A 13,351-nucleotide genomic window follows, 5' to 3' on the forward strand; every position below is an offset into this window, starting at 1 on the left:
GTTCCCGCCTGTACGGATGTATAGGCTCGTGCCCGTGACTCGCCCCACCAGCCACCGCTCCCCGCGTGCAACCGTGCGCCTCCGCCTCGCCGCCACCGGACTCGCACTCGCGGGTCTGCTCGGCACGGTGGTGCTCGACGCGCCGGCTGCGAGCGCGGCGACGTACCCCTCGTGGGACGAGGTGATGGCGGCCCGCGGGCAGGAATCCGCCAAGCAGAGCCAGATCACCGCGATCAAGGGGATCATCTCCGGCCTCGCCGACAAGGTGCAGGCGGCCGAGGCCGAGGCGAAGCGGCTCGGCACCGAGTTCTTCGAGGCCCAGAGCGACGCGCAGGACGCCGCCGAGAAGGAACAGCGGCTCCGCGCCGATGCGGACGAGCACGCCGAGATCGCCGAGCAGAGCGCTGCCCAGGCCGGCCAGTTCGCCGCGCAGATGGCCCGCTCCGGCGGCGCGGACGTCACGGCGTCCGTCATCACCGGCGGACAGGACGCGTCCGACCTCCTCTACAACCTCGGTGCCCTCAGCAAGCTCTCCGAGCAGGCCGAACGGGTCGAGGCCGCCGCCACCGCCGACGCCGCCGTCGCCCGCTCCCTCACCGCGCAGGCGGACCGTGCGTCCGCGGCGCTCGACGAACTCGCGGCCGAGGCCGAGCGGCGCATGCAGGCTGCCCAGGCCGCGGCGGACAAGGTGCAGAGCGCCTACGACGAACAGCAGAGCAACAAGGCCCGGCTCGACGCCCAGCTCGCCACCCTGACGTCCGGCCGACTCCGGACCGAGGCCGAGTTCGCACAGGGCGAGAAGGTGCGGAAGGCCGCCGAGGCGAAGGCGGCGCGCGAGGCCGCAGCACGGGCGGCGGCAGCAGCGGCCGCAGCCAACAGCGGCGGCGGTGGCGGATCCGGCAGCAGCGGCTCCGGAGCCGGCGGCTCCCCCGGCTCCGGCTCGGGCACCGGCTGGGTCCGTCCCGCGAGCGGGTACGTCATCAGCCCCTACGGCTACCGGGTGCACCCCATCACCGGCGTCGTCACGAAGCACGACGGCGCGGACCTCGCGAGCGGCTGCTACACGCCGATCGTCGCCGCAGCGGCGGGCACGGTCGACTACGCCGGCTGGTACGGCGGCTACGGCAACTACGTCCGGATCAGCCACGGCGGTGGCGTGCAGACCGCGTACGGGCACATCGTGAACGGCGGGTACCGGGTGGCCCAGGGCCAGCGGGTCTCCGCGGGACAGCTCATCGCGCTCGTCGGCTCCACCGGCGCTTCGACCGGGTGCCACACGCACTTCGAGGTCCACCTCGGCGGAGCGACGACCGACCCGATCCCGTTCATGCAGGCGCGGGGCGTGGCCTTCTAGGCGGAAGGCCCCGCGGTCTCGACCCCGTCGTCGTCGAGGTTCCAGAGCGCCCGGTACCAGGCGGTGCGCTCCTCGTCGACGGGCAGCCCGTACGCCTCGTGGAACAACCCGTCCCACCCGGGGCCGTAGTTCCACCCGAGCGCCATCGTCGCGACGCCCAGGTCCGCCCAGCGGTCCGCGATGCCGAGCGCGTCGAGGTCGACGTGGCCGGCCCACCTCCCGTCGGCGCCGATGAGGGTGTTCGGCGTGCACGGGTCCCCGTGGCAGACCACCACGCGATCGGTCGGCGGCTCCGGGCCGAGCAGGTCGGGATCGGCGCCGGCGGCACGGGCCCGTCCGGTTCGCTGCGCCGTCGACCACTCGAACGGGCAGTCGAGGACCGGCAGGGTGTCGTGCAAGGCGCGGAGGCCCTCCCCGGCGGCGATCACGGCCGTCCGGGGCTCGGCGTGCCACCGCTCGTCGACCGCACTCCAGCCCGGGAGCGCCCGGGTCCGCAGCCACGCGCCCTCGTCGTCGGAGCCGTGGTCGATCAGCTCGGGCACCCGCGCGTAGCGGGACGCCCAGGTCAGCCGGGCGGCCTCGCCGACGATCCACGGCGCGTACGCGTGCGGGAGCACCTTGACGTACTCCTCGGCGTGCCCGTCGTCCCCGATCCGGAACGTGCGTCCACCGATCTCGTTGACCCACACGGACTGCACCGGACGACCGCGGGCCGCCTCGGTGACCAGGTGCGGCACCGCGACGTCGCCCCGCGCGCGGGAGAGTCCGTCGATCGAGCGGGGCACGGCGGCCTCAGTGCACCCGGTCGGTGCGTCCGGAGCCCGCGCCGCCCCGAGCGATCTCGAGCAGGACGGGCAGACGGTCGCCGAGCAGGGCGTCGAGGTCCTCGACGATGCCCTCCACCCCGGTCGTGATGGCGCGCGGCGAGGCTCCACGGCGCGGGCGGACCCGGATGCGGATCGCCCGCTGCCCGCGGACACGGTAGACGTCGACGGCGAGGGAGCCGACCTCGGGCAGGTCACCGATCGCCGAGGACAGCGCGTGCTGCACCGCGGCGGCGTCGATCCGGACGGCGCCGGCGACCCCGTCCGCGGAACCGTCGTCCTCGACCACGGTGCCGGTGCGACCGCCGCCGAGCGTCGTCAGCACGACGAGCGCGAGCACGCCGAGGACCACCGCACCGCCGAGGACCCACGTCCACGCGGTGACCGAGGCCTCGCGCGGGGCGTCGCGACCGAGGTCGCCGAGCACGTGGGCCCAGTCGTGCCAGGTCGACGCAGCCCAGGGCACCGTCTGCACCAGGATCGTCCCGACACCGAGCGCGAGCAGCGCCAGGCCGACCAGGACGAGCGTGGTGCGGCCGACACCGCGGTTCGTGGCGTTCATCCGTCCACCCGTCCGGTCGGCTGCACCCGGACCCGGGCGGTCACGGACGGGACGACGTCGATCGCGCGGAACTCCTCGGTCACGGCGTCCGTCGCGGCGACCGCCGGGACGTCGACCCCGGCCGCGGGGCGCAGGACCACGTCGACCGTGCGCCGGCCGACGGTGCCGACGGCGGCGTCCGGGCCGAGACGGGTCGCGGACCGTGCGGCGCGGGCCGCCGCAGACGCGAGGACCTCGTCGTCGACGACCACGGCGAGCCGGTCGGAGGACATCGTGTGCCGCGGACGACGTTGCGGCAGGAGTCCCTGCGCGAGGAAGACCAGGCCGACGACGGCGACGATGGCGGCGACACCGACGACGATCGTCGTGTCGAGGCCACGCGGGGCACGAGCGGCGGCGTCGACGAGGTCGCGCGGGTCGATGCCGAGGGCGCGCTGCCCGAGGAACACCAGGGCGGCGGCGAACACGGCGGCCGCGGCGATCACGAGCACCACGAGCACGGCGATGACGACGGTGCCGGAACGCGACGCGGTCGACTCGCGGCGGAGGATGCGGCGGTACGTCCGGTCGTGGGTCATCGGACCCTCCTGGGGGTGTCCACGATCGACGACGAGAACGTCACGGTCACCCGTTCGACCTGTCGGCCGGTGATGGTCCGGAGTCGCTCGGCGATCGTCGCACGGGCGCGGTGCGCCGAGGTGGTGACGGGTTCGTCAGGGGTCGCGTGGCTCCCCAGCACGGGCACGGTGAGCGGGGCGGTGATCTCGACCGCGAGCGCACCGTGACCGTCGTCGGCGACCCGGGCACGGGCCTCCCGGAACGGCACGCGCAGCGCCTCGGCGGCGACCGCCTGCGCGGTGTGCACGAGCGCCGCCGACCCGATGCGGTCGTACCCGGCGACCGCGGCCGGACTCACGACGAGCTCCGCCGTCCGCGGAGCACGTCGAGCAGACGACGGAAGTCGATGTCGCCCGTCGCGATGCGGGCCACGAGCCCACCGACGAGCATGAAGACGGCCACGACGACGAACGCCCAGAACCCGAGCGTCACGGCGACGATCGCGAGCAGTGCGCCGACGCCCATGCCGACGACGGTGGCGGTCACCGGACGCGACCGTCGGTCTCGTCCACGACCCCGTTCAGGGCCGGGATGTTGACGTCGTTGATGGCGATGTTGACCTCGGTGACCTCGAGCCCGACGAGCTCGGTCACCGCGCTGGTGACGGCGGCGCGCACGGCGGTCGCGACGTCCATCATCGGCGTCGGGTAGTCGACGACGATCGTCAGGTCGACGGCGACCTGGGTCTCGCCGACCTCGACGCGGACGCCCTGGCCGAGCGCGCTGGAACCGATGGCGTCGCGGATCGCACCGAACGCCCGCGCCGCGTTGCCGCCGAGCGCGAAGACCCCGGGGACGTCGCGTGCGGCGATGCCAGCGACCTTCGCCACCACGGTGTCGTCGATGATCGTCTTGCCCTTGGTGGTCACCTGCGTCGTCGTGGTGCCGGTCGTCGTGCTGCCGGTCGTCGCGGTCCCGTCGACGCGGTTCGTCGTCGATGCCATCAGTGCCTCCTGCGCTCGCGTGCTGGATTCCCAGCGAACACCATCGTGCCGTGCCGCGCCCGAGAGCGGAACGCGGCACGCGGCAGCCGCCGGCGGGCCCCGGCAGCCCTCCGACGGGCCCCGCTGCACGCTGCGGTCGGCCGTCCCCGGTAGGTTCGATCCCATGCGCGTGGCGACCTGGAACGTGAACTCCGTCCGGACCCGAGTGGGCCGGATCGTCGACTGGCTGGTGCGCGAGGACGTCGACGTCCTCGGCATGCAGGAGATCAAGTGCAAGCCCGAGCAGTTCCCCGTCGAGGCGTTCGAGGCCGCCGGGTACCAGGTCGAGGCGCACGGCCTGAACCAGTGGAACGGGGTGGCGTTCGCCAGCCGCCTGCCGCTCGAGGACGTCACCCGCGACTTCCCCGGCCAGCCCGGGTTCCTCAAGGGGCACGAGGGACCGGACCTCCCGGTGGAGGCCCGCGCGCTCGGCGTCACGGTCGACGGTGTCCGGCTGTGGAGCCTCTACGTGCCGAACGGGCGCGAGGTCGGCGACCCGCACTACACGTACAAGCTCGACTGGCTCGCGCAGCTGGCCGACCGGACGTCCGAGTGGCTCACCGCGCACCCGGAGCAGCCACTGGCGCTGATGGGCGACTGGAACGTAGCACCGCTCGACTCCGACGTCTGGGACGTCAGCGTCTTCGAGGGACACACCCACGTGACCGAGCCGGAGCGTGCCGCCTTCCGGGCGTTCGAGGAGCGCGGGCTGCAGGACGTGGTGCGCCCGATCGTGCCGGACGGCTACACGTACTGGGACTACAAGCAGCTGCGCTTCCCCCGCAACGAGGGCATGCGCATCGACTTCGTGATGGGGTCACAGGCGTTCTCCGACGTCGTCACGGACGCCCGCATCCACCGCGACGAGCGGAAGGGCGACGCCCCGAGCGACCACGTGCCGGTGACGGTCGACCTGGACCTCGAGACCTCGCTCGACGACGACCGCCCGATGATCTTCTGAGCCGAACCGCTTCTGTTACGTCCCGGGTCCGCCCGCGTTGAGCGGGCGGAAGCCCGGACGTAGGTTTCCTGCACCGAACCCCTTCGAGAGCAGGTGAAGCCATGTCCCGCACGACCCCGTCGACGATCCTTCCGATCCAGCGCGTCATGGCCGACGCCACCCCGAGGGCATGGCGCGACGGCATCGTCGTCGAGGTCCGCCCGGCCGACGTCGTGGTCCTGTTCCTCGACGGCGGCGTGACGCAGCTGCGGGTGGCGGACGCCGACACGCTCGTGTCGATCGGGGACCCGATCGCCCACCACCCGGCCGCAGAGATCCTGAGCGCGGGCGGTCGGAGGACCACCGCGCGCGTCGCCTGACGGCTCAGGCGGTCATCGAGGCCATCATGGCCTCGCACTTCGCGACCATCTCGTCGCACGCCATCGCGCAGTAGCGGCACGAGTCGTCCATGTCCGCGTGGCTGCGGCACTCGGCGGCGCACGCCGTGCCCATCGCGACGCAGGCCGTGAGCATCGCGCGCATGCTGTCGGCGTCCATGCCCATCGGACGCATCATCATGCGCATGCCCGTGTCGGCCATCATCGCCGTGTTCGAGCACATCGCGGCGCACTTCGCCATGTCCGTGCCCATCTGCATGTCGCTCGCGGAGCACATCGTCGCGGCCATCGACGCGGCGTTCATCGCCATCATCGTGTCCTGCATCATGTCCGCGTCCATCGACATCGGCATCTCGGTCATCGACATGCTCTTCATCATCGCCATCGTGTCCATCGGGGACCTCCTCTTCCGTTCGGTGGCGCCCACCGTACGCGCCCCTGCGATGCGCTTCGTGAGCAGGAATCGTCGGGTCGCCGAACGGGACTCGACGTCTTCTGCTCACCATGTGCGGTGGTCGCGACCGAAGGGCAGACGGGAGGCACGGTGCGGGCCCGCCACGCGCCTCCAGGCCGTCGGCGGGTCGCCTCCACCGCCCGTCTACGGGTGCAGGAGCGCGGCGACGGCCACCAGGACCGGCACGGACCCGATCGTCGAGATGAGCACGACGTCGCGGGCCACCGGGACCGCCGCACCGTAGCGCTGCGCGTAGTTGAACACGTTCTGCGCCGCCGGCAACGCCCCGAGGGTCGTGAGCACGAAGACGTCCTGGTCGCCGAGCCCGAAGACGAACCGGGCGAACACGAACGCCACGGCCGGCATCACCACGAGCTTGATCGCCGACGCCACGATGACGTCCGTCCGGATCGCGGGGTCCCGCAGCGGGGTCGCACCGTGCAGGCTCATGCCGAACGACAGCAGCACGACGGGCACCGCAGCGGCGCCGACGAGCGAGAACGGCTCGAGCACGGGCGTCGGCAGGTCGATCCCGGTCGCCGAGAACACGAGGCCGATGACCGACGCGATGATGATCGGGTTCCGGAACGGCCCGGAGATCCGCCGGCCCCAGCTGCCGCCGGACGAGGTCGCGGTGTCGAGCACGGTGAGCGCGATCGGGGCGAGCACGATGAGCTGCAGCAGGATCACCGGGACGACCGCGGTCGCCTGGCCGAGCACGTACACGGCGACCGGCAGCCCGATGTTGTTCGCGTTGACGTAGCTCGACGCCAGCGCGCCGACCGTGGTGGTCGTCAGCGGCCGACGGAGCACCAGGCGGAACACGAGCGCCGCACCGAGCGCGACGACGAGCGCACTGACGAGGGACACCCAGAGCATCGGGGAGAGCAACGACTCGATGTCCGCCGTCGCGATGGTGTGGAACAGCAGGCACGGCATGAGCACGAAGAACACGAGCCGGCTCATCACGAACTGCGCGTGCTGTCCGAGCAGGCCGATGCGCCCGACGACGTACCCGGCTGCGATGATCGCGCCGATGATCGCGAACCCGGTCAACACGCCACCCATCGCCCCCATCCTCGCACCCGGTCGGTCCGCGCGCGTGGTCGTGCCGCACGCCGGACGACATGTGACGTCGTTCAGGCGGGAAATGCGTGCGCATCGAATACCGTTGCACGCACCATGACCTCGACGAACATCAGCACGCTCACGCGTTCCACCGACTCCAGCCAGCCCCTCGTGCCGCTCCTCGAGGAGCGCTGGAGCCCCCGCTCCTACGACGAGACGGCCACGATCTCGGACGCGCAGTTCGACGCCGTGCTCGAAGCCGCTCGCTGGGCGCCGTCGGCCATGAACTTCCAGCCGCGCCGCTTCATCGCCGGACGCCGGGGCACCGAGACGTTCCGGAAGATCAACGAGAACCTGCTCGGCTTCAACGCCGCGTGGGCGTTCCGCGCCAGCGCCCTGGTGGTCGGCGTGCTCGAGACCGTGACGGAGGAGGGCGACGAGCGCACCTTCGCGCAGTACGACCTCGGCCAGTCGCTCGCGGCCCTCACCGTGCAGGCGCACGCCGAGGGGCTGCACGTGCACCAGATGGCGGGCATCGACGCCGAGGGCCTCCGCGCCGCCTTCGACCTGCCCGAGCGCTTCCTGCCGTACACCGTCACGGCGATCGGCACCGTCGCGGACCCGTCGCAGCTCGACGAGAAGGCCGCTGAGCGCGAGGTCGCCCCGCGTACCCGGATCGCCCTCGACGAGGTCGTCCTCGTCAAGGAGTAACGGCGCAGCACCGTGCACGCGGCCGGGTTCCCGATCGGGAGCCCGGCCGCGTAGCATGTGCTGACATGGAACCCGCAGCCGCAGCAGCACCCGAGATGAACTTCTACACGCGCAAGTGGGTCCGCCCGGAGGACCTCAACGCGAACGGCACCCTCTTCGGTGGCAGCCTCCTCCGTTGGATCGACGAGGAGGCCGCGGTGTACGCGATCATCCAGCTCGGCAACGGCAAGGTCGTGACGAAGTACATGTCCGAGATCGTGTTCGTGTCCTCCGCGAGCGAGGGCGACATCGTCGAGATCGGCCTCGTCGCCACCCGGTTCGGCCGCACCTCGCTGACCATGCGTGCCGAGGCCCGGAACCTCTTCACGCACCGCAGCATCCTCACCATCGACGAGGTCGTGTTCGTCAACCTCGACGCCGACGGCAACCCGTCCCCGCACGGCTACACCGACATCACCTACGCGCGCGACCGGGTCCCCGCTGCGCACCGGGTGTGACACCCGGCATGTCATCCGGTGGCCTCTGGCAGGATCGGGGCATGACCACGCCCCGCCTCGTCGCGTTCGACCTGGACGACACCCTCGCCCCCTCGAAGTCCGCGCTCGACCCGCGCATGCTGGAGACCTTCGCCTCCCTGCTCGAGGTCGTGCCCGTCGCGGTCATCTCCGGCGGCAACTTCGAGCAGTTCGAGCAGCAGCTCGTCACGCCCCTGCGCCACCGCGACGGGCTGACCCTCGACGACCTGCACCTCCTGCCCACGTGCGGCACGCGGTACTACCGCTGGGCCGGCGACGACTGGGCGCTGCAGTACGCCGAGGACCTCACCGACGACCAGAAGGCCCGTGCCCTCGCCGCGGTCGAGGCCCAGGCGAAGGCAGCCGGCTACTGGGAGTCCGAGACCTGGGGTCCCATCCTCGAGGACCGCGGCTCCCAGATCACGTTCTCCGCACTCGGGCAGGCCGCTCCGGTGGACGCCAAGAAGCAGTGGGACCCGACGGGCGCGAAGAAGGACGACCTCCGCCGACTCGTCCAGGCCGAGCTCCCCGACCTCGAGGTCCGCTCAGGCGGCTCCACCAGCGTCGACATCACCCGCAAGGGCATCGACAAGGCGTACGGCATGCAGCGGCTCGCCGAGATCACCGGCATCACGCTCGACGACATGCTGTTCGTCGGGGACCGCCTCGACCCCGAGGGCAACGACTACCCGGTGAAGGCGCTCGGCGTGCCCTGCCACGCGGTGGAGGGCTGGGAGGACACCGACGCCTTCCTCACAGACCTGATCCCCACGCTGCGCTGACGGACAGGCGCTGACGGACAGGCGCTGACGCGCCGACGGCCTGGAGGCGCGGCGAACCACTCAGGGGATGCTGCGGACCGCCTCGACGAACGCTCGGATCTTCGCGGCGTCCTTGACGCCGCGCTCGGACTCCACCCCGCTCGACACGTCCACGCCGTCCGGGTCGAGCGACTCGATCGCCGCCACGACGTTCGCGGGCGTGAGACCGCCGGCGAGGATCCACGCTTCGTCCACCTTGCCGTCGATCGACGCGGCATCGATGAGCCGCCCGCTGCCCGGCACCGCGGCGTCGAGGAGCAGGAGGTCGTGGTCGTACGAGGCGCGCTGCTCGGTGGACTCGCGCAGGTAGTCCTCGGCCGCGACGGCACGGATCGTGAAGAAGCCGGCGTCTCGTGCGCGCGCGAAGTCGGTCGCGGACTCGCCACCGTGCAGCTGGAGCGTGGTCAGTCCGACCTCGGACGCGATCCCGACGATCTCGTCGATCTCCTGGTCGCGGAAGACCCCGACGGCGTCGATGCCGTCCGGCACGCGCTCGACGAGCTGCTTCGCGAGGTCGGCGGTCACGGTCCGGGGGCTCCCGGCGGCGAAGACGAACCCGACCGCGTCGGCACCCGCGTCGATGGCGGCGTCCACGGTCTCGGGCGTCGACAGGCCGCAGATCTTGATCCAGCGCTGGTCGGTCATGCTGTCCATCCTGCCAGGGACCGCCGACCCGGGGGGCGTCGGAACCTCAGTGCAGCATGCCCGCGAAGTAGGAGGCACCACACGCGAGCAGGACACCGAACGCCGCGAAGGACCCGACGAGCACGTTCCGCCGACGCCAACGCCGCACCACGACGAACGTCCCGCGCTTGGCGTGCCGGTGCGCGGCACGGTGCAGGCGGTGGTCCCGCTTGTGCTTCACCCGCTGCGGGCCGAGCGGCACCGGGCCGGTGATCTGCGTCGATCCCCCACGCAGCGCGTTCGCGATCGCCACCGCGGTCGGGCGCCGGTCGGGGTCGCGCGCGGTCATCTTGGCGAGCAGGTCCCGCCACTCGGGGGCGATGCCCTCGGGGATCTCGGGGTCGTTCCGGAGCCGTGCGAGCGCGGCCTCGATGAGCGTGCCGGAGTACTCCTGCTTGCCCGTCAGCGCCTCGAGCAGCACCAGGCCGAGCGAGTACACGTCCGTCGCGAAGCCGATCGGCTCCCCGGCGACCTGCTCGGGACTGAGGTACGCGGCGGTGCCGATGATCGTGCCGTCGTTCGTCAGGCGCGAACCGTCGACGAAGTGGGCGACGCCGAAGTCGGTCAGCTTGACGGTGCGGGCGAACCCGGACGACCCCTCGTCGCTGATGAGGATGTTCGCCGGCTTGACGTCACGGTGCACGATGCCGCGCGAGTGCACGTACGCCAGCGCGTCGGCGAGCTGCGCGCCGAGGTCGGCCACCTCGTAGTTGTGCAGGGCGCCCTCGGCGAGCCGGCGCAGGAGCGTCGTGTCGGCGATGAGCTCCATCACGATGAAGCGGTGCGGGCCGTCCTCGAAGTCGTGGGTGCCGGCGTCGTAGAGCGGGATGAGCCCCGGGTGCGACAGCATGCTGAGCAGCCTGATCTCGCGTTCCTGGCGGACCCGGTCGGCCGTGGTCATCGACTCGGGCGTCGCGAAGAGCTTCACGGCGACGGCACGGTAGGTGTGCTCGTCACGCGCTTCGTAGACCGATCCCATGCCGCCGGTGCCGATCAGCTTCACGAGGCGGTAGCGGCCCGACAGGACCGTTTCCGCGCGTGTGCCGTTCAGCAGCGTCATGGTTGATGTCGTTCCGTTCGAGAGCCCGGTGATCCGTGGCAGTTGCCAGCAAGGTGACTCACCCAGTACGGTACGCGGCCACCCTCCTTTCTGCGCGGACGTTATGACATCGTGATCGGCCTGCTTCCCTGTGTTCATGCGGATGCATCGGGGTACAGTCCGACGTCCACGAAGGTGAGCGATCACGCAAGGAGGACACCATGGCGCTGTCGAAGGGCGACACCGTGCACTGGAACACGTCGCAGGGCAAGACCACCGGGAAGCTCGTGCAGAAGCGGGTGTCCGACTTCGAGTTCGACGGCCAGACGTTCAAACCGACGGACGACGACCCGTACTGGATCGTCGAGTCGGAGAAGTCGGGCAACCGCGCCGCCCACAAGGAGTCGGCGTTGACGAAGGCGTGAGGCTCAGTCCTCGGCGGGCTCGGCGCGACGACGGCCGCGAGCGGGCGCTGCCGCGCGGTCGGCGCGATCCGCACGCGCCCGACGGATCCGACGCACCACGAACGTGACGATCACTGCGGCGATCGCGACGTAGAGCACCCGGTCGATCCACTCGGTGTACTGCTCGACCTTGCCGTACTGCGTCCCGAAGGCCGCACCGAGGAACACGAGTGCGCTGTTCCAGATCCCGCTGGCGATGATCGTGAAGACCGAGAAGGTGCCGAGGTGCATCCGGTCGGCGCCGGCGGGCAGCGAGATGAGACTGCGGACGATCGGCACGAACCGGCCGAAGAACACCGCGCTCTTGCCGTGCCGGTGGAACCAGTCCGCCGCCTTGCGGAAGTCGTCCTCGTCGACCAGGGGCAGCCTGCCGAGCCACCGTGTCGTCCGTTCGAAGCCGATCACGGCACCGAGCCAGTACAGCACGAGGGCGCCGAGGTAGGAGCCCAGGGTCGCGAGGACCAGGACGAGCACGAGGTTCATCCGCCCGGCACCGGCGAGGAAGCCCGCCAGGGGCAGGATCACCTCGGACGGGATCGGCGGGAACACGGTCTCGACGAAGAGCATGAGCGCGACGCCCCACTCCCCCAGGGCGTCGATGAGCTGGAGCACGAGCCCCGAGAGTCCACCCATGTCGGTGGAGGGGTCGCCGGCGGCTGTCACGGTCGTGGCCGGCGCGGCCAGGGCAGTCGTCATGCACCCATCGTCCCTGAACGCCCTGTCAGGACCCGGCGCGGGGGCTGAGCGTCAGCCGAGTCCCATGTGCGACGTCCGGACGTGGGTGAGCGACCGCGCGAGGGCACCACGGGCCACCGCGTCGCGACCGACCGTCGAGGGGACGATCTCGACCGGGTGCCGGAGCTGCGGCGTCACGACCTCGGTGAGGGCGTCGCAGAACACCGCTGCCGCGGGCAGGACCTCGCCGCCGACCACCACCACCTCGGGGTCGATCGTCGCGATCAGCTGCACGACACCGGGGGCGACGTCCTCGGCGAGCGCGCGCACGACGGCCACCGCGTCCGCGTCCCCGCGCCCGGCCGACACCATGACGGACTCGAGGTCACTGCCGGGGGCGATCCGTGCCTCCAGTCGGGCCGGTGCGCCGGGCCAACCGGTCACTGCCAGGCCACCCGTCTCGCCGGCCGCACCGCGCGCACCGCGCGCGAGGGCCCCGTCGACCAGGAACGCCGCACCGATCTGGCGGCCCATCACGAGGTACAGGCCGTCCTGCACACCGCGGAACCGACCCCACATGGCCTCGGCGGTGGCCGCGAGCTTCGCGTCGTTGTCGAAGAACGTGGCGGAGTCGGGGAACAGGTCACCGATCCGGCCGGGCACGCGGCGCTCCACCCACTGCGGGACGGCGACCGTGTAGTCGATCTCGCCAGAGCGGTCGACGACGGCCGGCACGCCGAACGTGGCGGCGAGGAGCCTGGACGGGTCCGTGCCCTCGACGAGCCGGCGGACCACGTCCTGCACGCTGTCCCAGGCCTGCTCGGCCGAGGCGAGGTCGGTGTAGACCTCCTCGACCCGGGCGAGCTGCTGGCCGCGCAGGTCCGAGCGGAGCCCGACGATGCCGTGCAGGCCGAGGTCGACGCCGAGCACCGACCCCGCTGCCGCGTCGGCACGGAAGCGCTTCGCCCGACGCCCGGCCTTGTTCGGCGTCGCGATCGCCTCGGCCTCGGTGACCCAGCCCTCCTCCACCAGGTCGGCGAGGGCGGCCTCGACCGTTGGGCGCGAGAGGCCGACGGTCCGGCTGAGCTCCGTCACGGTGTGCGAGCCGTCGTCGCGGAAGAGCTCGGCGAGGATGGCCCGCGAGTTGATGAGCCTGAGCATCCCCGGAGTGCTGCCGACGACACTGTTCGGAAGCGTTGACACGGTCTCGTCCACGGCCATAGCCTCCATATTACGAAAGA

Annotated in this window: 19 protein-coding genes; 7 read left to right on the top strand and 12 right to left on the bottom strand. The window is 71.6% G+C overall.

Annotated features, from left to right (window positions below):
* The first annotated feature begins 34 nt into the window (after positions 1–34).
* Positions 35–1,354: a M23 family metallopeptidase gene (locus tag FS532_RS15630; RefSeq protein ID WP_144756364.1), complete on the top strand. Its 1,320-nt coding sequence runs from the start codon at positions 35–37 to the stop codon at positions 1,352–1,354.
* Here the strand turns inward: FS532_RS15630 and FS532_RS15635 are convergent.
* Genes FS532_RS15635 through FS532_RS15660 form a run of 6 tightly spaced genes read right to left on the bottom strand, consistent with a single transcriptional unit; the run spans position 1,351 to position 4,302 of the window.
* Positions 1,351–2,139: an aminoglycoside 3'-phosphotransferase gene (locus FS532_RS15635; RefSeq protein WP_260852767.1), complete on the bottom strand. Its 789-nt coding sequence runs from the start codon at positions 2,137–2,139 to the stop codon at positions 1,351–1,353. The two genes, FS532_RS15630 and FS532_RS15635, sit on opposite strands and share 4 nt — an antisense overlap.
* A 7-nt stretch (positions 2,140–2,146) precedes the next feature.
* The gene (locus tag FS532_RS15640) at positions 2,147–2,740 is read right to left on the bottom strand and encodes a hypothetical protein (RefSeq protein WP_144756366.1); all 594 of its coding nucleotides are present in this window, start codon (positions 2,738–2,740) and stop codon (positions 2,147–2,149) included.
* Complete coding sequence (locus tag FS532_RS15645; RefSeq protein WP_144756368.1) at positions 2,737–3,318, bottom strand: hypothetical protein; 582 nt, start codon at positions 3,316–3,318, stop codon at positions 2,737–2,739. Before FS532_RS15645 ends, FS532_RS15640 begins: the two co-directional genes overlap by 4 nt.
* A complete protein-coding gene (locus FS532_RS15650) occupies positions 3,315–3,656 on the bottom strand; it encodes a hypothetical protein (protein WP_144756371.1) in 342 nt (113 codons plus the stop codon). The genes FS532_RS15645 and FS532_RS15650 overlap by 4 nt, the downstream gene beginning before the upstream one ends.
* Positions 3,653–3,844 carry a DUF2273 domain-containing protein gene (locus FS532_RS15655; RefSeq protein ID WP_144756373.1) on the bottom strand — a complete coding sequence of 64 codons (192 nt, stop codon included), beginning with the start codon at positions 3,842–3,844 and terminating at the stop codon, positions 3,653–3,655. Before FS532_RS15655 ends, FS532_RS15650 begins: the two co-directional genes overlap by 4 nt.
* Positions 3,841–4,302, bottom strand: a complete 462-nt coding sequence (locus tag FS532_RS15660) for an Asp23/Gls24 family envelope stress response protein (RefSeq protein ID WP_144756375.1) — start codon at positions 4,300–4,302, stop codon at positions 3,841–3,843. The genes FS532_RS15655 and FS532_RS15660 overlap by 4 nt, the downstream gene beginning before the upstream one ends.
* A gap of 163 nt (positions 4,303–4,465) precedes the next feature.
* Between FS532_RS15660 and FS532_RS15665 the strand changes: the two genes are divergently transcribed.
* On the top strand, positions 4,466–5,302 hold the full coding sequence (locus tag FS532_RS15665) for an exodeoxyribonuclease III (protein WP_079238070.1): 837 nt from the start codon (positions 4,466–4,468) through the stop codon (positions 5,300–5,302).
* 101 nt (positions 5,303–5,403) lie between these two features.
* Positions 5,404–5,661, top strand: coding sequence for a nuclease (locus tag FS532_RS15670; protein ID WP_144756377.1), 258 nt, complete (start codon positions 5,404–5,406; stop codon positions 5,659–5,661).
* 4 nt (positions 5,662–5,665) lie between these two features.
* Here FS532_RS15670 and FS532_RS15675 read toward each other — a convergent pair whose 3' ends face one another.
* A complete protein-coding gene (locus FS532_RS15675) occupies positions 5,666–6,073 on the bottom strand; it encodes an aldehyde dehydrogenase (protein ID WP_144756379.1) in 408 nt (135 codons plus the stop codon).
* Positions 6,074–6,277: 204 nt separating this feature from the next.
* A complete protein-coding gene (locus FS532_RS15680; RefSeq protein WP_144756381.1) occupies positions 6,278–7,201 on the bottom strand; it encodes an AEC family transporter in 924 nt (307 codons plus the stop codon).
* Positions 7,202–7,315: 114 nt separating this feature from the next.
* Here FS532_RS15680 and FS532_RS15685 point away from each other — a divergent pair, with 114 nt between their 5' ends.
* The 3 genes from FS532_RS15685 to FS532_RS15695 all read left to right on the top strand — a co-directional run bounded on the left by FS532_RS15685 (position 7,316) and on the right by FS532_RS15695 (position 9,209).
* Positions 7,316–7,912: a nitroreductase family protein gene (locus FS532_RS15685; RefSeq protein WP_144756383.1), complete on the top strand. Its 597-nt coding sequence runs from the start codon at positions 7,316–7,318 to the stop codon at positions 7,910–7,912.
* Positions 7,913–7,977: 65 nt separating this feature from the next.
* Positions 7,978–8,409, top strand: a complete 432-nt coding sequence (locus FS532_RS15690; RefSeq protein ID WP_144756385.1) for an acyl-CoA thioesterase — start codon at positions 7,978–7,980, stop codon at positions 8,407–8,409.
* 41 nt (positions 8,410–8,450) lie between these two features.
* Positions 8,451–9,209 (top strand): HAD-IIB family hydrolase, encoded by a 759-nt coding sequence (locus tag FS532_RS15695; protein ID WP_144756387.1) that lies wholly within the window; start codon positions 8,451–8,453, stop codon positions 9,207–9,209.
* Between the two features lie 60 nt (positions 9,210–9,269).
* Here the strand turns inward: FS532_RS15695 and FS532_RS15700 are convergent, their stop codons facing one another.
* A complete protein-coding gene (locus tag FS532_RS15700; RefSeq protein ID WP_144756389.1) occupies positions 9,270–9,893 on the bottom strand; it encodes a phosphoribosylanthranilate isomerase in 624 nt (207 codons plus the stop codon).
* A gap of 46 nt (positions 9,894–9,939) precedes the next feature.
* Positions 9,940–10,992 (bottom strand): serine/threonine-protein kinase, encoded by a 1,053-nt coding sequence (locus FS532_RS15705; protein WP_186322083.1) that lies wholly within the window; start codon positions 10,990–10,992, stop codon positions 9,940–9,942.
* 200 nt (positions 10,993–11,192) lie between these two features.
* On the opposite strand from FS532_RS15705, the gene FS532_RS15710 reads away from it, so the two are divergent.
* On the top strand, positions 11,193–11,396 hold the full coding sequence (locus FS532_RS15710; RefSeq protein ID WP_144756393.1) for a DUF2945 domain-containing protein: 204 nt from the start codon (positions 11,193–11,195) through the stop codon (positions 11,394–11,396).
* Positions 11,397–11,399: 3 nt separating this feature from the next.
* On the opposite strand, the gene FS532_RS15715 is transcribed toward FS532_RS15710, so the two are convergent.
* Positions 11,400–12,131: a DedA family protein gene (locus FS532_RS15715; RefSeq protein WP_186322084.1), complete on the bottom strand. Its 732-nt coding sequence runs from the start codon at positions 12,129–12,131 to the stop codon at positions 11,400–11,402.
* A gap of 51 nt (positions 12,132–12,182) precedes the next feature.
* Positions 12,183–13,313, bottom strand: a complete 1,131-nt coding sequence (locus FS532_RS15720; RefSeq protein ID WP_186322085.1) for an ROK family transcriptional regulator — start codon at positions 13,311–13,313, stop codon at positions 12,183–12,185.
* Positions 13,314–13,351: the final 38 nt, after the last annotated feature.

The sequence above is a fragment of the Curtobacterium pusillum genome (assembly GCF_007673235.1).
Taxonomy (GTDB): Bacteria; Actinomycetota; Actinomycetes; order Actinomycetales; family Microbacteriaceae; genus Curtobacterium; species Curtobacterium pusillum_C.

Excerpts from the sequence above, each read along its gene's own strand:
- FS532_RS15675 (WP_144756379.1), bottom strand. The coding sequence starts at position 6,073 with ATGGACACGATGGCGATGATGAAGAGCATGTCGATGACCGAGATGCCG.
- FS532_RS15710 (WP_144756393.1), top strand. The coding sequence starts at position 11,193 with ATGGCGCTGTCGAAGGGCGACACCGTGCACTGGAACACGTCGCAGGGC.
- FS532_RS15680 (WP_144756381.1), bottom strand. The coding sequence starts at position 7,201 with ATGGGTGGCGTGTTGACCGGGTTCGCGATCATCGGCGCGATCATCGCA.
- FS532_RS15685 (WP_144756383.1), top strand. The coding sequence starts at position 7,316 with ATGACCTCGACGAACATCAGCACGCTCACGCGTTCCACCGACTCCAGC.
- FS532_RS15670 (WP_144756377.1), top strand. The coding sequence starts at position 5,404 with ATGTCCCGCACGACCCCGTCGACGATCCTTCCGATCCAGCGCGTCATG.
- FS532_RS15695 (WP_144756387.1), top strand. The coding sequence starts at position 8,451 with ATGACCACGCCCCGCCTCGTCGCGTTCGACCTGGACGACACCCTCGCC.
- FS532_RS15660 (WP_144756375.1), bottom strand. The coding sequence starts at position 4,302 with ATGGCATCGACGACGAACCGCGTCGACGGGACCGCGACGACCGGCAGC.
- FS532_RS15640 (WP_144756366.1), bottom strand. The coding sequence starts at position 2,740 with ATGAACGCCACGAACCGCGGTGTCGGCCGCACCACGCTCGTCCTGGTC.
- FS532_RS15690 (WP_144756385.1), top strand. The coding sequence starts at position 7,978 with ATGGAACCCGCAGCCGCAGCAGCACCCGAGATGAACTTCTACACGCGC.
- FS532_RS15705 (WP_186322083.1), bottom strand. The coding sequence starts at position 10,992 with ATGACGCTGCTGAACGGCACACGCGCGGAAACGGTCCTGTCGGGCCGC.
- FS532_RS15700 (WP_144756389.1), bottom strand. The coding sequence starts at position 9,893 with ATGACCGACCAGCGCTGGATCAAGATCTGCGGCCTGTCGACGCCCGAG.
- FS532_RS15665 (WP_079238070.1), top strand. The coding sequence starts at position 4,466 with ATGCGCGTGGCGACCTGGAACGTGAACTCCGTCCGGACCCGAGTGGGC.
- FS532_RS15645 (WP_144756368.1), bottom strand. The coding sequence starts at position 3,318 with ATGACCCACGACCGGACGTACCGCCGCATCCTCCGCCGCGAGTCGACC.
- FS532_RS15715 (WP_186322084.1), bottom strand. The coding sequence starts at position 12,131 with ATGACGACTGCCCTGGCCGCGCCGGCCACGACCGTGACAGCCGCCGGC.